General features: G+C 69.1%; 16 protein-coding genes. 7 read left to right on the top strand and 9 right to left on the bottom strand.

All coding sequences use genetic code 11. From position 1 onward, the window contains the following. Positions 1-216: 216 nt before the first annotated feature. Positions 217-1383 (top strand): serine hydrolase domain-containing protein, encoded by a 1167-nt coding sequence (locus ACWDU4_RS17450; RefSeq protein ID WP_450115167.1) that lies wholly within the window; start codon positions 217-219, stop codon positions 1381-1383. A 35-nt stretch (positions 1384-1418) separates the two neighbouring features. On the opposite strand, the gene ACWDU4_RS17445 is transcribed toward ACWDU4_RS17450, so the two are convergent. From ACWDU4_RS17445 to ACWDU4_RS17420, 6 genes are all read right to left on the bottom strand, one after another. Beyond that, positions 1419-2393, bottom strand: coding sequence for an endonuclease/exonuclease/phosphatase family protein (locus ACWDU4_RS17445; RefSeq protein ID WP_450115166.1), 975 nt, complete (start codon positions 2391-2393; stop codon positions 1419-1421). Positions 2394-2486: 93 nt separating this feature from the next. Next, a complete protein-coding gene (gene phoU, locus ACWDU4_RS17440) occupies positions 2487-3158 on the bottom strand; it encodes a phosphate signaling complex protein PhoU (protein ID WP_450115165.1) in 672 nt (223 codons plus the stop codon). A gap of 100 nt (positions 3159-3258) precedes the next feature. Next, positions 3259-5181 carry an LCP family protein gene (locus tag ACWDU4_RS17435; protein WP_450115164.1) on the bottom strand — a complete coding sequence of 641 codons (1923 nt, stop codon included), beginning with the start codon at positions 5179-5181 and terminating at the stop codon, positions 3259-3261. Between the two features lie 116 nt (positions 5182-5297). Next, positions 5298-6452 carry a tRNA dihydrouridine synthase DusB gene (gene dusB, locus ACWDU4_RS17430; RefSeq protein WP_450115163.1) on the bottom strand — a complete coding sequence of 385 codons (1155 nt, stop codon included), beginning with the start codon at positions 6450-6452 and terminating at the stop codon, positions 5298-5300. A 91-nt stretch (positions 6453-6543) separates the two neighbouring features. Continuing rightward, a complete protein-coding gene (locus tag ACWDU4_RS17425) occupies positions 6544-7503 on the bottom strand; it encodes an acyl-ACP desaturase (protein ID WP_450115162.1) in 960 nt (319 codons plus the stop codon). A 198-nt stretch (positions 7504-7701) separates the two neighbouring features. Continuing rightward, positions 7702-8295, bottom strand: coding sequence for a DUF937 domain-containing protein (locus ACWDU4_RS17420; protein WP_450115161.1), 594 nt, complete (start codon positions 8293-8295; stop codon positions 7702-7704). A gap of 128 nt (positions 8296-8423) precedes the next feature. On the opposite strand from ACWDU4_RS17420, the gene ACWDU4_RS17415 reads away from it, so the two are divergent. Continuing rightward, complete coding sequence (locus ACWDU4_RS17415) at positions 8424-9041, top strand: hypothetical protein (protein ID WP_450115160.1); 618 nt, start codon at positions 8424-8426, stop codon at positions 9039-9041. Between the two features lie 6 nt (positions 9042-9047). Here ACWDU4_RS17415 and ACWDU4_RS17410 read toward each other — a convergent pair whose 3' ends face one another. Further along, positions 9048-9923, bottom strand: coding sequence for a LysR family transcriptional regulator (locus tag ACWDU4_RS17410; RefSeq protein ID WP_450115159.1), 876 nt, complete (start codon positions 9921-9923; stop codon positions 9048-9050). An 82-nt stretch (positions 9924-10005) separates the two neighbouring features. Here ACWDU4_RS17410 and ACWDU4_RS17405 point away from each other — a divergent pair, with 82 nt between their 5' ends. Next, positions 10006-11250 (top strand): MFS transporter, encoded by a 1245-nt coding sequence (locus tag ACWDU4_RS17405; RefSeq protein ID WP_450115158.1) that lies wholly within the window; start codon positions 10006-10008, stop codon positions 11248-11250. A 7-nt stretch (positions 11251-11257) separates the two neighbouring features. Here ACWDU4_RS17405 and ACWDU4_RS17400 read toward each other — a convergent pair whose 3' ends face one another. Further along, a complete protein-coding gene (locus tag ACWDU4_RS17400; protein WP_450115157.1) occupies positions 11258-11713 on the bottom strand; it encodes an SPW repeat domain-containing protein in 456 nt (151 codons plus the stop codon). A gap of 128 nt (positions 11714-11841) precedes the next feature. Further along, on the bottom strand, positions 11842-12204 hold the full coding sequence (locus tag ACWDU4_RS17395; protein ID WP_450115156.1) for a hypothetical protein: 363 nt from the start codon (positions 12202-12204) through the stop codon (positions 11842-11844). A gap of 687 nt (positions 12205-12891) precedes the next feature. Between ACWDU4_RS17395 and ACWDU4_RS17390 the strand changes: the two genes are divergently transcribed. The 4 genes from ACWDU4_RS17390 (at position 12892) to ACWDU4_RS17375 (ending at position 15555) form a co-directional block, all read left to right on the top strand. Next, positions 12892-13749 carry a tyrosine-type recombinase/integrase gene (locus ACWDU4_RS17390; RefSeq protein ID WP_450115155.1) on the top strand — a complete coding sequence of 286 codons (858 nt, stop codon included), beginning with the start codon at positions 12892-12894 and terminating at the stop codon, positions 13747-13749. 86 nt (positions 13750-13835) lie between these two features. Next, entirely contained in the window at positions 13836-14690 is an 855-nt protein-coding gene (locus ACWDU4_RS17385; RefSeq protein WP_450115154.1) for a replication protein, read from the top strand. After that, positions 14687-14857 carry a hypothetical protein gene (locus ACWDU4_RS17380; protein WP_450115153.1) on the top strand — a complete coding sequence of 57 codons (171 nt, stop codon included), beginning with the start codon at positions 14687-14689 and terminating at the stop codon, positions 14855-14857. The genes ACWDU4_RS17385 and ACWDU4_RS17380 overlap by 4 nt, the downstream gene beginning before the upstream one ends. Further along, positions 14854-15555: a DUF2637 domain-containing protein gene (locus ACWDU4_RS17375; protein WP_450115152.1), complete on the top strand. Its 702-nt coding sequence runs from the start codon at positions 14854-14856 to the stop codon at positions 15553-15555. Before ACWDU4_RS17380 ends, ACWDU4_RS17375 begins: the two co-directional genes overlap by 4 nt. The last annotated feature ends 61 nt before the right edge of the window (positions 15556-15616 follow it).

Here is a 15616-nt window from a genome sequence, read left to right as displayed (position 1 = left end):
CCGGACGCTGTCGCACGGTCCAACCTACTCCGTTGCGGGGATATTCCACGAGTTCCGGGAAGGGTGGACGGGGCGCCGTTTCGTTCGCGGGAAGAGGGTGCGTCCCGAGTTCCGTGGCGCTCGGGTCGTGGAGTGTCGACGCGCGGGTTGGGCTCGCGTGTGGTCGACTGGCGCGAGCCACCACGCCGTCACCCGCCACCAGTCGATCGAGGTGCCATGAGTTCTCGATTCCGGATCGTGCCCGCGCTCACCGCGGCACTCGCCATTTCCCTTGCCGCGAGCGGATGCTCGTCGTCGAGCGAGTCGGCGGTCTCCACGACCTCGACAGCGACCTTCGCCGCCGCGACGACGACGACGTTCCAGCACGTCCTCGACGAGACCCGGGCACAAGCCGGATTCCCCGGCGTCATCGCCCAGGTCAGCTCGCCCGAAGGCACCTGGACCGGCACCTCCGGGACCGTCGGCGCCGGGAAGACCGGCGGGCTGACACCCTCGGACAAGACGCGGATCGGTTCCCTGACCAAGACGATGACCGCGACGGTGCTGCTGCAACTGATGGAGGAGGGCAAGCTCTCCCTCGACGACACGATCGGCAAGTACGTTCCGGGGATGCCGAATGGGGATGTCGCGACTCTGCGCCAACTCGCCGACATGACCAGCGGCATCCCCAATTACACGGAATCGAAGCCGGTGGTCGAGAAGTTCTTCGCCGACCCGCAGTACGCCTGGCCGCCCGGTGAACTCACCGACGCCGTCAAGCCGATGCCCGCGGATTTCGCGCCCGGCCAGGGGTGGGAGTACTCGAACACCAACTACGTCCTGCTCGGCATGGTGATCGAGCAGATCCTCGGTCTGCCGATCGGCGAGGTGTTCGAGAATCGGCTGTTCGAACCGCTCGGGATGTCCGACACCTCGTTCCCCGGGGGATCGACCGACATAGGTGACCCGCACCTGGACGGACTCACCAATCAGAATCAGGCCCCCGGCCAGACGGTCGACTCGACGCACTGGAACCCGTCGTTCGCGTTCACCGCCGGTGCCGTCATCTCCACGCTCGCCGACCTGGAGAAGTGGGGCCACGCGCTGTTCACCGGCAACGGGATCCTGGACCCGGCGACCCAGCAACTGCGGCGGGCCTCGATCATCCACGACATCCCGCCGAACACGGCGAGCACCGGGTACGGCATCGGCATAGGCGACCGCAACGGATGGTGGGGCCACGACGGCGACATCCCCGGATACAACAGCGTCCTGTTCCACAACTACGACTCCGACACCACGATCATCGTGCTGACGAACAGCGATGACACGTACGAGGTCGACGGCAAGCAGGTGTACCCCGCCCCGGGAGTGTTCGCGGGACTGCAGGCCGCGCTGCCGTGACACGCGGCGTGCCCAGTGGTTCGCCGCAGCGAAGTTCAGCGGCTCGCCGCAGCAGTGTCGACCAGAGCGATGTCGGCGATCAGTCCGTGGTGGTCGGAGCCGGGGAGATCGACGCGTTCGAGGTGCGTCACGGTCGCGCCCTTCGTGACGATCCGGTCGATGCCGGTGACCGCCGGATACCACCGGTGCGCCGGCATCGTGGGCAGCAGTCCGGCGCCCACCTGGTCGGCGGCGTCGGCGAAGCCGTCGGTGAGCAGGTCCCGGTACTGGCGCTGGCTGTAGCTCGCGTTGTAGTCGCCGCTCGCGACGACGTTGTCCCGTGCCGCGGCGGCCGCGAACTCGGCACCGAGGCCGCGCAACTCGGCCGCCCACATCCATGCCGGGAACAGGTACGCGGGTGCGGGATGAACGGCGAACAGCGCCACGGGTTCTCGTAGACCGACATTCAGGTCCGCAGCGAGGTTCGCCGACAGGTACCCGTCGAGGATCCGCGTGTTCGACAGCGGGAAGCGGCTGTAGATTCCACCGCCGAGCCCGTTCGGCCCGTAGGAGATCACGAATCGGTGGGGCAGCAGGTCGTCGAGGCCGACCGCGTGCAGTCCGGTGATGCCCTCGTCGGTCAGTTCCTGCATGGTCACCACGTCCACGTCACGCTCCCGGACCAGGTCCGCCACATGAACCGGATCAGCCTGTCCCAGTTTGACATTGGCCTGCAGAACTCGCAGTGACGGCCCGGTCGCGCTGTCTCCGGAGTCGTCGCCGACGTAGAGCGGGGCGAGCAGCCACACCCCGAGCGCGCAGACGACCAGGCAGCCGATCTGGACGAGCCACTGCCGCGCGAGGGCGGCGACCGTCGCGCCGACCATTGCCACGATCAGCATCACCGGCAGCCACCCGGCGAGCAGGACCAGGAACCGGTTCTCCACCCGAAGCACGGCCGCCGCCAGCGCCGCGGCGCCGTACAGGCCGCAGACTGCGGCGAACACTCCGGCGGTCCGGCGATGGTTCACGACACGATCATGCCGGAACGCGAAAGGGCGGTTGCCGGCGCCGACGCTCGAGAGCGGGGCCCGGCAACCGCCCGCGTTCGGGGGTCGGTGGGATCAGGACAGTTCGCCGGTGTCCTCGGGCTCGGAGGGCATCTTGCCGGTGACGAGGAAGATGACCCGGCGCGCGACCTCGACGGCGTGGTCGGCGAAGCGTTCGTAGAACCGGCCGAGGAGGGTGACGTCGACGGCGGCGGCGACCCCGTGCTTCCATTCGCGGTCCATCAGAACGCTGAACAGGTGCCGGTGCAGGTCGTCCATCGCGTCGTCCTCCTCCTGGAGTTTGGCGGCGCGTTCGGGATCGTGCGTCTCGAGCACCTCCTTGGCGGCGGCGCCGAGCGCGACCGCGAGCCGCCCCATCTCCGCGAAGTACCCGTTGACCTCCTCCGGGAGGACGTGGTTCGGATGGCGGCGGCGCGCGATCTTCGCGACGTGCAGCGCGAGAGCGCCCATCCGATCGATGTCCGCGACGATCTGGATTCCGCTGACCACCTGCCGCAGGTCACCGGCCACCGGCGCCTGCAGCGCGAGCAGGGCGAACGCCCGCTCCTCGCAGACGACGCTCAGTTCGGTGATCTGGTCGTGGTCACTGATGACCTCCTCGGCGAGCGACAGGTCGGCCTGCAGCAGCGACCGGGTCGCCTTCTCCATCGCCGTCCCCGCGAGACCCGCCATCTCGCCGAGCAGGTCGGCAAGTTCGGTCATCTGTTCGTTGTAAGCCACGCGCATGAGGTCACAGCCTAGTTCCCGTAGAGGTCCAAGTCACGAGCGGACGGTGAACGTGCGATGAACGACGGCGCACGTCAGAGGCGGGAAAGGGCGGAGCGAGTCAGGCGCAGGACGTGTCGCCGGCGTTGGTGTACGCCAGGTCGGCGGGTAGCTCCTCGATCGTGGTCCCGGAGATGACCGTCGACTTCGGCGCGATCTTCGGGTGCAGCGCCGTGCCGACCGCAGGCGGGGCGGTGACGGTGCCCGAGAAGTCGGAGCCGAGGACCACGTCGACGATGCCGCCGTAGAGGTCGTCGCTCTCGAGCAGTTGCGCGCCGGGGATGGAGGCGGCGACGGTCGCGGCCTGTTCCTCGTTCCCGGCCGCGAACCGGACCAGCGTCGACGAGCTGGTGCCGCTGTAGTTCCCGACGCTGTAGATGGGGAAGCCGTGCGCGCCGAGGGTTTCCGCGGCCTCGGCGGCCACGCCGGTCACCCCGGACGCGTTCGACACCTGGACCGACACCATCGACGGATCCACCGCGAGTACTCCGGCGGCCGGCGCCGGCGTGACCGCGGTCGCCGGGGGAGTGGCCGCCGCGCTCGTCGCTGCCGCGTCGTGCTTGCGCTCCTCACCGGGCAGCGGCTCGTCGTCGATGATCGCCTGGAAGATCGCCTTGATGTCGTCGAGCCTGGGGATCTCGTTGCCCAGCTCGTTCGTGCCCGCGGTCGGTACCGTCAGGAAGGTCACCGCGCCTGCGTCCACCTTCTGCAGCGACCGGCCGAGCGTCACCAGCGACTTGGTGTCGACATTCTGGACGAAGGTCTCCCTGGTGAACGCGTTGATGAATCCGTTGAGCTTGCCGGGGTCGAACAGCACCTTGTTCGACATCGCGGACCGCAGCAGCGACGACAGGAACACCTGCTGGCGCTTGATCCGGCCGTAGTCGCCGTTGCCCTCGGCGTCGACCTTCCGCGCCCGCACGTAGTTCAGCGCGGTCGCGCCGTCGAGCGTCTGCTTGCCGGGGTTGGCGAGAACGGTGCCGAGTTCGCCGTCGATCAGTGGGGCGGTGGTGCACACCTCGACGCCACCGACCTCGTTGACCATCGACTCGAATCCGGAGAAGTCCATGCCGATGAAGTGCCCGATCTTCATGCCGGACAGCTTCTGGATCACCTTGACCAGGCATTTCGGTCCGCCGTACGCGTAGGCGGAGTTCAGCTTGTCGTTGTCGGCGCCGTAGTTGGTCTCGCTGGTGTACTTGCCTGCGTCGTTGTCCCATGCCTGGCAGTCCGGCCGGACGATGTCGAGGTCGCGGGGGAACGACACCGCGACCACCCGGCTGCGGTCGGCGGGAACGTTGACGAGGATGACGGTGTCCGCGCGGGCGCCCTCGGCGTCTTCGACCGAGCCGGCGCCGAGGCCACCGTTGGTTCCTGCCCGGGTGTCGGTGCCGACGATCAGGTAGGTCTCGTCACCGTACTGACCGCCGGGGTCGACGACATCGCTGCTCTCCGGGTCGAGAGCTGCGACCTGACTGAACCCGTTGTCGGTCGCACGCAGATACCCCCACACGACGCCGGTCATGGCCAGCACGATCACCGCGACGAGTGCGGTGCCGACGCGGCCGATGGCGCGCAGTCGGCGCTGCTTGCGCCGCTTGCTCGCCACCAGGCGGGTCGTCGAGGACGGTCCGACCTGGGCGGGCACGTCCGGGGTGACGGCCGTCGGCGCGGCGCGATACATCCAGCTGGTGCTCGGCCGCGACGGCTCCGGCGCCGGTTCGGCGGGGGTCGGGTCCGGGGTCGGCTCGTCGTCACGGCCGACCCGCTGCATCAGTTCCGCGACCGTGAGCCGGTCGCTCGGCTCACCGCCTCGGATCCGGCCGCTGTCGCCCGGCGGAGGGGGCTCCGGTGGGGGAGGCGGTGTCGCCGGGCGCTCGGGGTCGGGACGATGACGGTGAATGGGACGGCTTAGGTGGGAAATAGGTCTCTCCCATGGAGCGCGACCATCGGGCGCAGCGCCCGGATCCTGATCGTCGCCCAACTGGAGTCCTCACCTCTCGTGCACATCACTACATGCGTCGTCGCCGCCGGCCCGCGGCGGTGCACACATGATACTGATCGAAGCTGTGCGTTCCAGCGCAGACGCACCGGCGCAGGTCAGCCGCCGGAGTGCATGAGATCGGCGCCCGCAGGGACGAGGCAGTCGTCGGGATCGTCGAGCCATCCCTCGGGGAGTGCGACGGTGCCCGGCGAGCCCTGCCTGCCCCGCGGACCCTCGGCGTCCTTCGGGAACGGGACGTCCGGCGGCAACTGGGCGAGCAGGCCGTCCAGTTCGTCGAGCGTCGACACCATCGCCATCGACACGCGCATGTCGGAACCGGCGGGGAAACCGCGCAGGTACCACGCGACGTGCTTGCGGAGTTCGCGCATGCCCTTGCCCTCGCCGTGGTGGTCGGCGAGCAGCTCGGCGTGCCTGCGGATGATGGCCGCGACCTCGCCGAGCGTGGGGGGCGTGGGCATCGCGGTGCCGTTGAGGGCGGCGCTCAGCTCGGCGAACAGCCACGGCCGCCCGAGACAGCCCCGGCCGACGACGACACCGTCGCAGCCGGTCTCGGCCATCATCCGCTGCGCATCCTCGGCGGCGAAGATGTCGCCGTTGCCGAGGACTGGGACATCGGTGACGTGCTCCTTGAGCCGGGCGATCTCGCTCCAGTCGGCGGTGCCGGAGTAGCGCTGCGCGGCGGTGCGGGCGTGCAACGCGACCGCGGCGGCGCCCTCACCGGCGGCAATCCGGCCCGCGTCGAGGTGGGTGTGGTGCTCGGCGTCGATCCCGACGCGCATCTTCACCGTGACGGGGATGTCGGTGCCCTCGGTCGCCTTCACCGCGGCCGCGACGATCTGCCCGAACAGGCGGCGCTTGTACGGAAGCGCCGATCCGCCGCCCTTGCGGGTGACCTTGGGCACCGGGCAGCCGAAGTTCATGTCGATGTGGTCGGCCATGTTCTCGTCGACGATCATCTTCGCCGCCGCGTATGTGGTGTCGGGGTCGACCGTGTACAGCTGCAGCGACCGCGGCGTCTCCTTCGGGCCGAAGGTGGTCATGTGCAGCGTCGCAGGCTGACGTTCGACCAGCGCCCGGGCGGTGACCATTTCGCACACGTACAGGCCGGACGTGCTGCCCGCCCGTTCGAGTTCGAGTTCGCGGCAGAGGGTGCGGAAGGCCACATTCGTGATGCCCGCCATGGGGGCGAGAACGACGGGACTGCGCAGCTCGAGCGAGCCGATTCGCAGATGCTGGTCAGCGGAAGACATCGATTACCTCGAAAAAAGTGTGCCCGGCACCGAGGTTCGGTGCCGGGCACAGGATAGCCGCTCAGCCGGAGCGGACCTGGAACCGCTCGGGTCAGGAAGCCTGCTCTTCCATCTCGCGCTTGCGGGCTTCGCGGGCGAGCGCGCGGTCGCGCTGCTCCTCGAACTTGCTCGCCTGCACCCCGAGGTCGTCCAGGAACGTGGACAGCTGCTCGCGGGCGGCCTCGCCGACACCGGTGAAGTCGGTGCGCTCGAAGATCTTCCACTTGCGCAGCACCGGCATGACGACCTCGTCGAGGTGCTGGCGCAGGTCGTAGATGCCGTGCTTGGCCATCAGGACGCCGTTGCGCCGGAAGTTGGGCATGCCGGCACCGGGCATCTGGAACTTCTGCAGGATGTCGGCGATCGCGACGACCGCCTGGTCCGGGGCGACGTCGAGGGCCGCCTCGCAGATGTTGCGGTAGAAGATCATGTGCAGGTTCTCGTCCGCCGCGATCCGGGAGAGCATGCGGTCGGCGACGTCGTCGTTGCACGCCTTGCCGGTGTTGCGGTGCGAGACGCGGGTGGCCAGTTCCTGGAACGTGACGTACGCGACCGAGTGCAGCAGGCCGTCGGTGTCGCTGGGGGAGGCGTAGCCGTTGGTCATGTGGATCATCCGGGCCTCTTCGAGGGCGACCGGGTCCACGCCGCGGGTCACGACCAAGTAGTCGCGCATCACGATGCCGTGACGGTTCTCCTCGGCGGTCCAGCGTCCGACCCAGGTACCCCAGGCGCCGTCCCGGGAAAAGTTCTCCGCGATCTCCCGGTGGTAGGACGGCAGGTTGTCCTCGGTGAGCAGGTTCGTGATCATCGCGGCCTTCGCGACGGGGTCGAGCCGGGACTGCTCCTCTTCCCAGTCGTCACCGCCCATCGCGGCGAAGTTTCGGCCCTCGTCCCACGGGACGTAGTCGTGCGGATGCCAGTCCTTGGCCATGGACAGGTGGCGGTTCAGGTTGGCCTCGGCCACCGGCTCCAGTTCCTGCAGCAACTCGAGCTGGGTCAACACTCTGGCCATCACTTGCCTCCATTGGTCGCGGAATCGGCTCAACCTAGCCTACGGGACCGTAACCATGCCCGAGATCGGATCGATTCGGTTACGACACGGACAGGTCACGTCGAGCCGCCCTGACCATCGTGGTGGCGGTGACGGGTGTTACAAGGGCGGCACCCGGAAACCGGGTGCCGCCCCTGCGTCGAAAATCGGTGGCGTCGACTACTTGCGGCCGCCGCCGAGCAGTCCGCCGAGCAGGTCACCGATGCCGCCGCCCGCGTTGCCGCCGAGCAGTCCGCCGAGCACGTTGCCCAGGCCGCCACCGTTGGAGGCGCCGCCGCCGAGCAGCCCACCGAGGAGGTCGCCGAGGCCGCCGCCGGACCCGGCGGACGCCGCCTGGGTCTGGCCCGCGCCGCCGCCGAACTGCTTGGCGACGAAGGTGAGCACCAGCGGGGCGAGGATCGGGAGCAGCTTGCTCATCAGGGAGCTGCCGCCGGCACCGCCGACGTTGCCGAGCGTGCTGACGACCTGGTTCGCGTTGTCGCCGAAGACGTGTCCGACGATCTTCTCGCCGTCGGCCTCGTCGATCTGGTTGATGTCGACGCCGCCGTCGAGCAGTCCGCTGGCCTGGTGCTGGGCGAGCGCAGCCTCGAGGGAGGCGGCGCCGCCCGAGTCCTGCGCGTTGGCCTCGAGGCCGCCGAGCAGGGTCGGGATCGCGGACTTCACGGCGGTGGCCGCGGTGTTCTCGTCGATCCCGAGCTTCTCGGCGATCTGGGCGATCGGGATCTGGGAGATGAGCTCGTCGAGGGAGGCCATGGTGCTCACTTTCTCTTGGGGTCCACTGCGGACCACCCGGCATTTCGCACAGTATTGGACGAATCCGGCATCGGCGTGGACCTGCGCGTCGCGTGGCGCGTGTCGAGTCCGCACGCCAGGATGCAGACATGACCACGAACGACTCCTTGACCGCCCCGCCCACCGGAACGCCGTCCTGGGTGAAGCGGACGGCCTGGGGTCTGATCCTGGTTGTCTTCCTCGTCGTCTCCTACTTCGTCCTGGCCGCGTTTCTGCCTCGCTGGTGGGCGCAGCAGGCAGGGTCGCTGGCGGCAGCGAGCATGACCCGCGGAATCCTGTGGGGGCTGACCTTCGGGTTCGTCTGCACCCTCGTGCCGTTGTCGCTGTTCACCGTGGCCTGGCGGTCGCGGCGGTGGCGCTTTGCGAAGGTGTCGGTGATCGCGGCCCTGGTGGCCGGGCTGCTGGTGGCGGCGCCGAACCTGTTGACCCTGTCGGTCGTGGCCGGAAACGGCACCGCCGCAATCGCCGGCGAACGGATCCTCGACGTCGACGCACCCGGCTTCCGCGGCGCGACGCTGGTCGGAGTGATCGCGGGCGCGCTGGTCTTCGTGGCCGCGGCCTGGCTGTCGTTCCGGTACCGCAGGCGCGGCGACCAACTGTCCAGGCTGCGTGACGACGCCCGGGAGCGTGACGAGCGCGAGCGCGCCGAACGGGAGCGCATCGAGTTGGAGCGCGCCGAGTTGGAGCGCACGCAGCCCCCGGCCTGACCCGCGTCACTTCCGGTCGGCCACGAATTCCCGGAACCGGCGCGCGGGGGCGGTGAGTGGCCGACCCAGCGCCCAGATCATCCCGACGTCGCGGGCGGCGTCGGAGCCGCGGATCGGCACGGTCACCACTCCGGGCGGCCAGGGTGCGGACTCGCGCATCGGTACCAGCGCAACCCCGAGGCCGGCCGATACCAGTCCGGTGGCGGTGGGCAGTTCGCTGGACTCGAACACGATCCGGGGTGCGAATCCGGCGCGCTCGGCGGCCTCGTCGAGCAGCCGTCGCATGCCGTAGTTCGGGTGCATCGCGATGAACGGTTCGCCTGCGGCTTCGCGGAGGTCGATCTCGGTCCGGTCGGCGAGCCGGTGTCCGGTTGGGACGGCGAGCGCGAGTTGCTGGTGGTCGAGCAGCAGCCAGGCCAGTCCGTCGGCGCGGGGGCGGGGTGACACGACCGCCAGATCGCTGTGGCCGGCGAGCACCCGCTGGGCGAGGTGGCCGGACGCGTCCTGATGCAGCGCGAACCGCACCAGGGGCGCGGTGACGCGGAACTCCCGGATCAGTGCCGGCACCAGCCACGGCCCGAGGGAGTGCAGGAAGTCGAGGCGCACGGTGCCCTCCGACTCGCTGGTCAGTTCCGCGATCCGGGACTCGGCGGCGGTGAGCTCGTCGAGTGCGCGCCGGGCGTGCTCGTACAGCAGCCGGCCGTGCACGCCCAGCGTCAGCCGACGGCCGTGCCGGTCGAACAGATCGACGCCCATGCGCTGTTCGAGGGCCGCGAGACGCCGGGACAGCGTTGGTTGGGCGACGCCGAGTACGGCCGCCGCCGCGGTCACCTGTCCCTCCTCGGCGAGGGTGACGAACCAGCGAAGCTCGGAACTGAGCATATGCAATTCAAGCATGAACAAGCCGCAGTTCTCGCATTTTACTGATAAGGGTTCCCGGTTCAGGATGGTCCGCGGAGGACCCATGACACTCGACACGCTCACCGCGCTCGACTCGCGGACCGAGCCCTACCGGCGCGGCACGCCCGGTTACACCCGGATCACCCTGGCTCTGTTCGCAGCCGGATTGACGGCGTTCGTCTCCATGTACTCGGCGCAGGCGATGCTGCCGGCCATCGCCGGGGACTTCGCGGTCGGACCCGGGACCGCCGCGCTCGTCGTGTCCGCGACGACGGGCGTGCTGGCGTTGGTGATCGTGCCCGCCAGTGCACTGTCCGAGCGCTATGGCCGCACCCGGGTGATGGTGGCGTCGGCGTTCACCTCCTGTGCCATCGGACTGCTGTTGCCGTTGAGTCCGTCGATCGAGGTCCTGCTCGCGGGCCGGGTCCTGCAGGGTGCCGCGGTCGCGGGCATCCCGGCCGTCGCGATGGCCTACCTGGCGGAGGAGGTGTACAGCGGCGATCTCGGTGCAGCGATGGGGCGCTACGTCGCAGGCACCACGATCGGTGGCCTGGTCGGGAGGCTGATCCCGTCGGGAGTGCTCGACGTCGCGAGCTGGCGGTGGGCGATGCTGACGGCCACGGCGGTGGCGGCGGCGTTCGCGTTGGTGATGATGCGCACGTTGCCGCCGTCGCGCCGTTTCCGGCCGCAGCCGGTGGGCCCCCGGGTGCTGGCGTCGAATCTGGTGGAACACCTGCGCAACCCGCGGTTGCGGATCCTGTTCGCGCTCGGATTCATCCTGATGGGCGGGTTCGTCTCGGCGTACAACCTGCTCGGCTTCCGGCTGCTCGACGAACCGTTCGCCCTGTCGGAGGCCGTCGTCGGCCTGGTGTTCCTGATGTACCTGGCCGGCACGGTGACCTCGTCGGCGGCGGGCCGGGTCGCCGACCGGTTCGGCAGGCGCTGGGTGCTGCTCGTGAGCATCGCGATCGCCCTCGGCGGGTTGGCCTGCACTCTCGTCGACTCCCTGCCGTGGGTACTGATCGGCATGTTGCTGTTCACCGGCGCGTTCTTCGCCGCACACTCGGTGGCCAGCGGCTGGGTCGGGGTACTGGCGACGCGGCACCGCGCCGAGGCGTCGGCGCTGTACCTGTGCGCGTACTACCTGGGATCGAGCCTGGCCGGGGCGGGCGCCGGAGTCGCGTACGGCCTCGGTGGATGGCCCGGCGCGGTCGGCTGCATCGGGGTCCTGCTCGTGATCGGTCTCGCGCTCGCGACACGGATGGCCCGGCTGGGCCGGGCATTCGCCGCGTCCGGTACCGGCCGCTGACCGCGGGTCACCAGCCGCGGGGAGCCCACGGGTCGGTCATTCGGGCCTCGCGACGATGCCGCGCGGGCGTCGGCTCGTCACGCCGCGTGGCCAGGCCGACGATCCCGACGGCGAGGACGATCACCCCCGCGACGACGGACACGACGGCTGCGCCGGTGGTCCCGGATGGAAACGCCATCGCGACCGGGGTGAGCAGCAGTGCCACACCGAGAACCACCAGTCCCCAGTGGCTGGTGCGCGACTCGGTCGTCATCGCCCACAGGCCGACCGAGTAGGCGATCATCCCGAGGATCAGGATGGCGCCGGTGATCTGGTCGTCTCCCTGCGTCGGCAGCCACAGGCTCAGCAGGACGAGCGCCACACCCGTGGTGACGACGAAGATGTCCCTGCGCACCTCGCGGGCATGGGCGGTGTTCCGGGTGCTCGTGTAGGAGTTGTTCGAGTCGGCGACATCCACGGTCATGACGGCCTCCCTGCGTCCAGAGCTCTGGAAACCATTTTGATCCCGGAATGCTCGCGGTGTCGACCCGTATCTGCCCGGTCGGGGCGTCGGCGGATCGACACCGCGGTGAGGAGTGGGATCGATACCCGTCAGGCGCCGGGTGTGCGGAGTCGCTCGAGGGTCCGCTGCATGGCGGCCTTGGTCTGATCGCCCGTCGGGGCGGACAGCTGCCGGTCCAGGTAGCCGCGGCACAGGTCCTCGACGGTGTCGAATCCGTTCGGAAGGCCGGTGGGGCTGTTGACGATGCGGCGCACCAGTCGTCCGAGGCCGGCGGCCTGGTCGGTGGTGAGTGGGGACGTCTCCGCGTTCTCCAGTGTGCGGAAGGTGGCATGGCCGAGGTCGACGTCGGTCGATCGTGTTGTTGCGGAGTCGGCGATGCGTTCGCCGTGACGGGGTCGGGCCAGTGCTGCGGAGCGAGGGGACATCGGGGATGTGACGTGGGGAGACTTCATTTCCACCCACCGCCTTTCGGGGCCTCATCGAAAGTGCTCGTGCCAGGACAAAGGGCCAGGACTCGACCGTGAATCATGTTGATTCATAGTCAAGTTGGCCAATACGCAACGATCACCGCCCCCTCAGTGGTATCAGACGGCTCGCCGTTCGGAAATCCCTGCGGGGAGGATCGGGGGAAAGCGTTACCAAGTCGAGTCCGGGGTGACGGACCTTCCGGGATGCCCGGAATCTCACGGCGTCGATCGAAACTTGTTGTGGCACTGCGTGTTACAGAATCCATTTCGCGACGGAGGTGAGCGCTTGGACGCGCGTCCAACGTGATGATCGCCACAACGGTTGGTTAACGGGAGGCAAACAGCAGAACGTCCCGCCGGATGTTCCGGCGGGACGTGCGGTGCCCCCTCTCGGGCTCGAACCGAGGACCTGCGGATTACAAGCACCACGGTTCGCGCCCTCCGACCGGGGACCGTCCCGCGGCCGGCGGCGGCGCGGCCCGTCGCCGCCGAGCTGGGCGAGGCGGCGTGATGCGTGCGGCGGGGTGCGTGCACCGCTGACGCGGCGTCGCGCCAGCTGTCGACCAATCGAACGACAGCGCGTCGCGATTCGAAGTCGATTCGGCCTCGATTCGGGCATAAATCCAGTTCCGGAGGAAATCACATTTGCGTAATTCGATACTTGTTAGCTGCATGAAGCATGCGCTGATCGACGAGTGGGAGGTCTGGCAGTTCGCGGCCCGACGCTCCGAAGTTACTGTAACCGAGCGTGTTCGGGTGATCCGTCGGCTCGCTGACGAGACCGGGCTGGACCCGGTTCGGCTCGAGCCGGTGCAGATCGTCCGGTGGCTGTCGTCGCATTCGGACTGGTCCGCGGCGACGCACTACACCTACCACTCGTACCTCGTCGCCTGGTTCAAGTGGCTGCAGATCCAGGAGCACCGGGTCGACAATCCGATGCTGAAGGTCGGCACGCCGAAGGCGCCCGACCGCGTGCCCCGGCCCGTCGCGGATAGTGAACTCATGCGCCTGCTGCGCACCGGTATGCACCATCGCACCCGGGTCATGATCCTGCTCGCCGCGCTCGCCGGCCTCCGCGCGCACGAGATCGCGAAGCTTCGCGGCGAGGACGTCGACCTCGAGCGCGGCCACATCGTCGTCATCGGCAAGGGTGGCGTCGCGAAGATCGTCCCGCTGCACCGGATCCTCGCTCGGGTCGCCGAGACGATGCCTTCTCGGGGCTACTGGTTTCCGGGTGCCAAGATGCGGCCCGGCGAGCACATGCGCGGGAAGAACGTGTCCCAGGCCGTCTCGAACGTGATGCGCCGGGCGGGTATCCGCGGCACCTGTCACAGCCTGCGGCACTGGTTCGGGTCCACGCTTCTCGACGACGGCGCCGATCTCCGCGTCGTGCAGGAGCTGCTGCGTCACTCGTCCATTGCGACCACGCAGATCTACACGAAGGTTCCCGACGGTCGGCGCCGCGATGCGGTCGCCGGCCTCGACCTGTACCGAACTCTGGCCACGGAGACAGAGGAGGACGCGGCCTAGCCGCGCAAACGCCCTTCACTAGGTAAAAGCCCGTCGCGAGCGGCTACTCGCGACGGGCACCGTCCGACTAACCAAGGAGTCGAACAGTGTCAAAGCATACCCATGTTCAGGGGGGTATTCAGCGTGGTCCGCGCCGCGCCGACAACTTCACGATCCTCTCGAACGAGGTCCTGAACGACAACCGTTTGTCGTACCGAGCCCGTGGTGTCCTGATGTGGCTGCTGTCCAAGCCCGCCGACTGGCGCACCCGATCCGAGAGCATCGCCGCACAGTCGCCCCGCGAGGGCCGGGACGCCATCCGGACGGCGATGCGCGAGCTCGAGGAGTTCGGCTACCTCGTCCGCGAGCGCGTCCAGGACGAGCTCGGTCGGTGGCACATCGTCCAGACCGTCTTCGAGGAGCCCGCCCTCCCGGCGCCGGGGCCTGAGAACCCGGGGGCCGGGCGGTCCGACGTCGGGGAGTCCGGCGCTATTACAAAGGACCGATCACCCAGGACTGAAACAAACAACCACCCCACCCGGCGGGCCCGCAGCACGCGACAGTGCACGGCCGCGGCGATGTCGTCGTTGTCGGAGAAGGCTCGGACGATCCTCGCGAAGGATGACCAGGCCCTCGCCGAGCTCGAGGCCGCGACGCTCGCCGCAAAACTGCCCGCCTCGTACGCCCGGACCAAGGCCGCTCAGCGTGGCCTGATCCTCGAGTCGATCGACCTGCACGGGATCCCCGCCCTCGTCGAAGCTGCGAAGCGTGCCCACCGTCCCGAGAACCCGACGATGCACGTGCACGGCTGGGTCCGCCTGTGGAAGGCGATGCCGCTCCCTCGCCCCGTCCGGGCCGCGGCACCGCTGTGCGGGGACTGCGTCGAGGGCTGGATCGAGGACCCCGACACCGGCCTGCCGATCCGCCGCTGCTCCTGCCGTGCGCAGGCGGTCCCCGCGTGAGCATCGCAGTGCAGCTCGACCAGCTCCTCGCCGACTCGCGGGAGCGCCTGTGCATCGAGATCCACAGCGGCGGCAGCGCGGCCCGCGCGTACGCCCGCTCACTCTGGGCGCTCGAGGGCGACCTCCGCGCGCTCGCCGACCGACTCACCACAGGAGTGACCCGATGACCCGCTTTGTCGCCGGCACCACCTCCGCGATCGCCGTCCTCGCCTTCGCGCTGTCGTACTCGAATCTCGCCGCGCTCGCGTCGCGCGCCGGGTACGGGCCCGAGATGGCGCACGTGTGGCCGCTCGTCGTCGACGGTCTCGCGGTCGTCGCGACGGCCGCCGTGATGCGACTGGAGACGCGACGCACCTACGCCTGGTCGCTGCTCGCCGCGTCGACGGTCGTGTCGATCGTCGCGGGCGCCGCGGCGCATCTCCTGCCAGCCGGGCCGCTGCCAGGGTGGGCTGGCGCGGCAGTCGCAGTCGTCCCGCCGCTGTGCCTGCTCGTCGCGCCGCACCTCGCCGTGCAGTTACACCGCGACGCAGACGCCGCGTCCACTGAGGTCGCAGACCGAGACGACGCAGGTGATGCGTCGCAACCCTCAGACGCGACCGACACGCCCGGCGCCGCGCCGGTTGATGACCAGCAGCGACGCACCGATGCGCACCTCAACGCACAGTTCGACCTACCCGCGACGGACATCCCTCAGATCGACGTACCACACAACGAGAAGCGTCGGCGAGCACTGCATCTCCTCGCGACGACCAACATGTCGAACCGCGCCGTCGCGCGTGAGGTCGGTACGTCGGAGGCGAGCGTGCGACGGTGGGTCGCAGCCGATGCGGCGCCGGCGCTCGCGACGGTGAGCGCGACAGGATGACGTACCGCAGGCGCATCCGCCGTTCAAATGACAGCGGCGGACGCGGCCCGTCGGTCTGGTT

The organism is Rhodococcus sp. NPDC003348 (assembly GCF_053589375.1).
The sequence above is the reverse complement of the archived record's forward strand: the minus strand, read 5'-3'. Positions and strand labels throughout refer to the sequence as shown.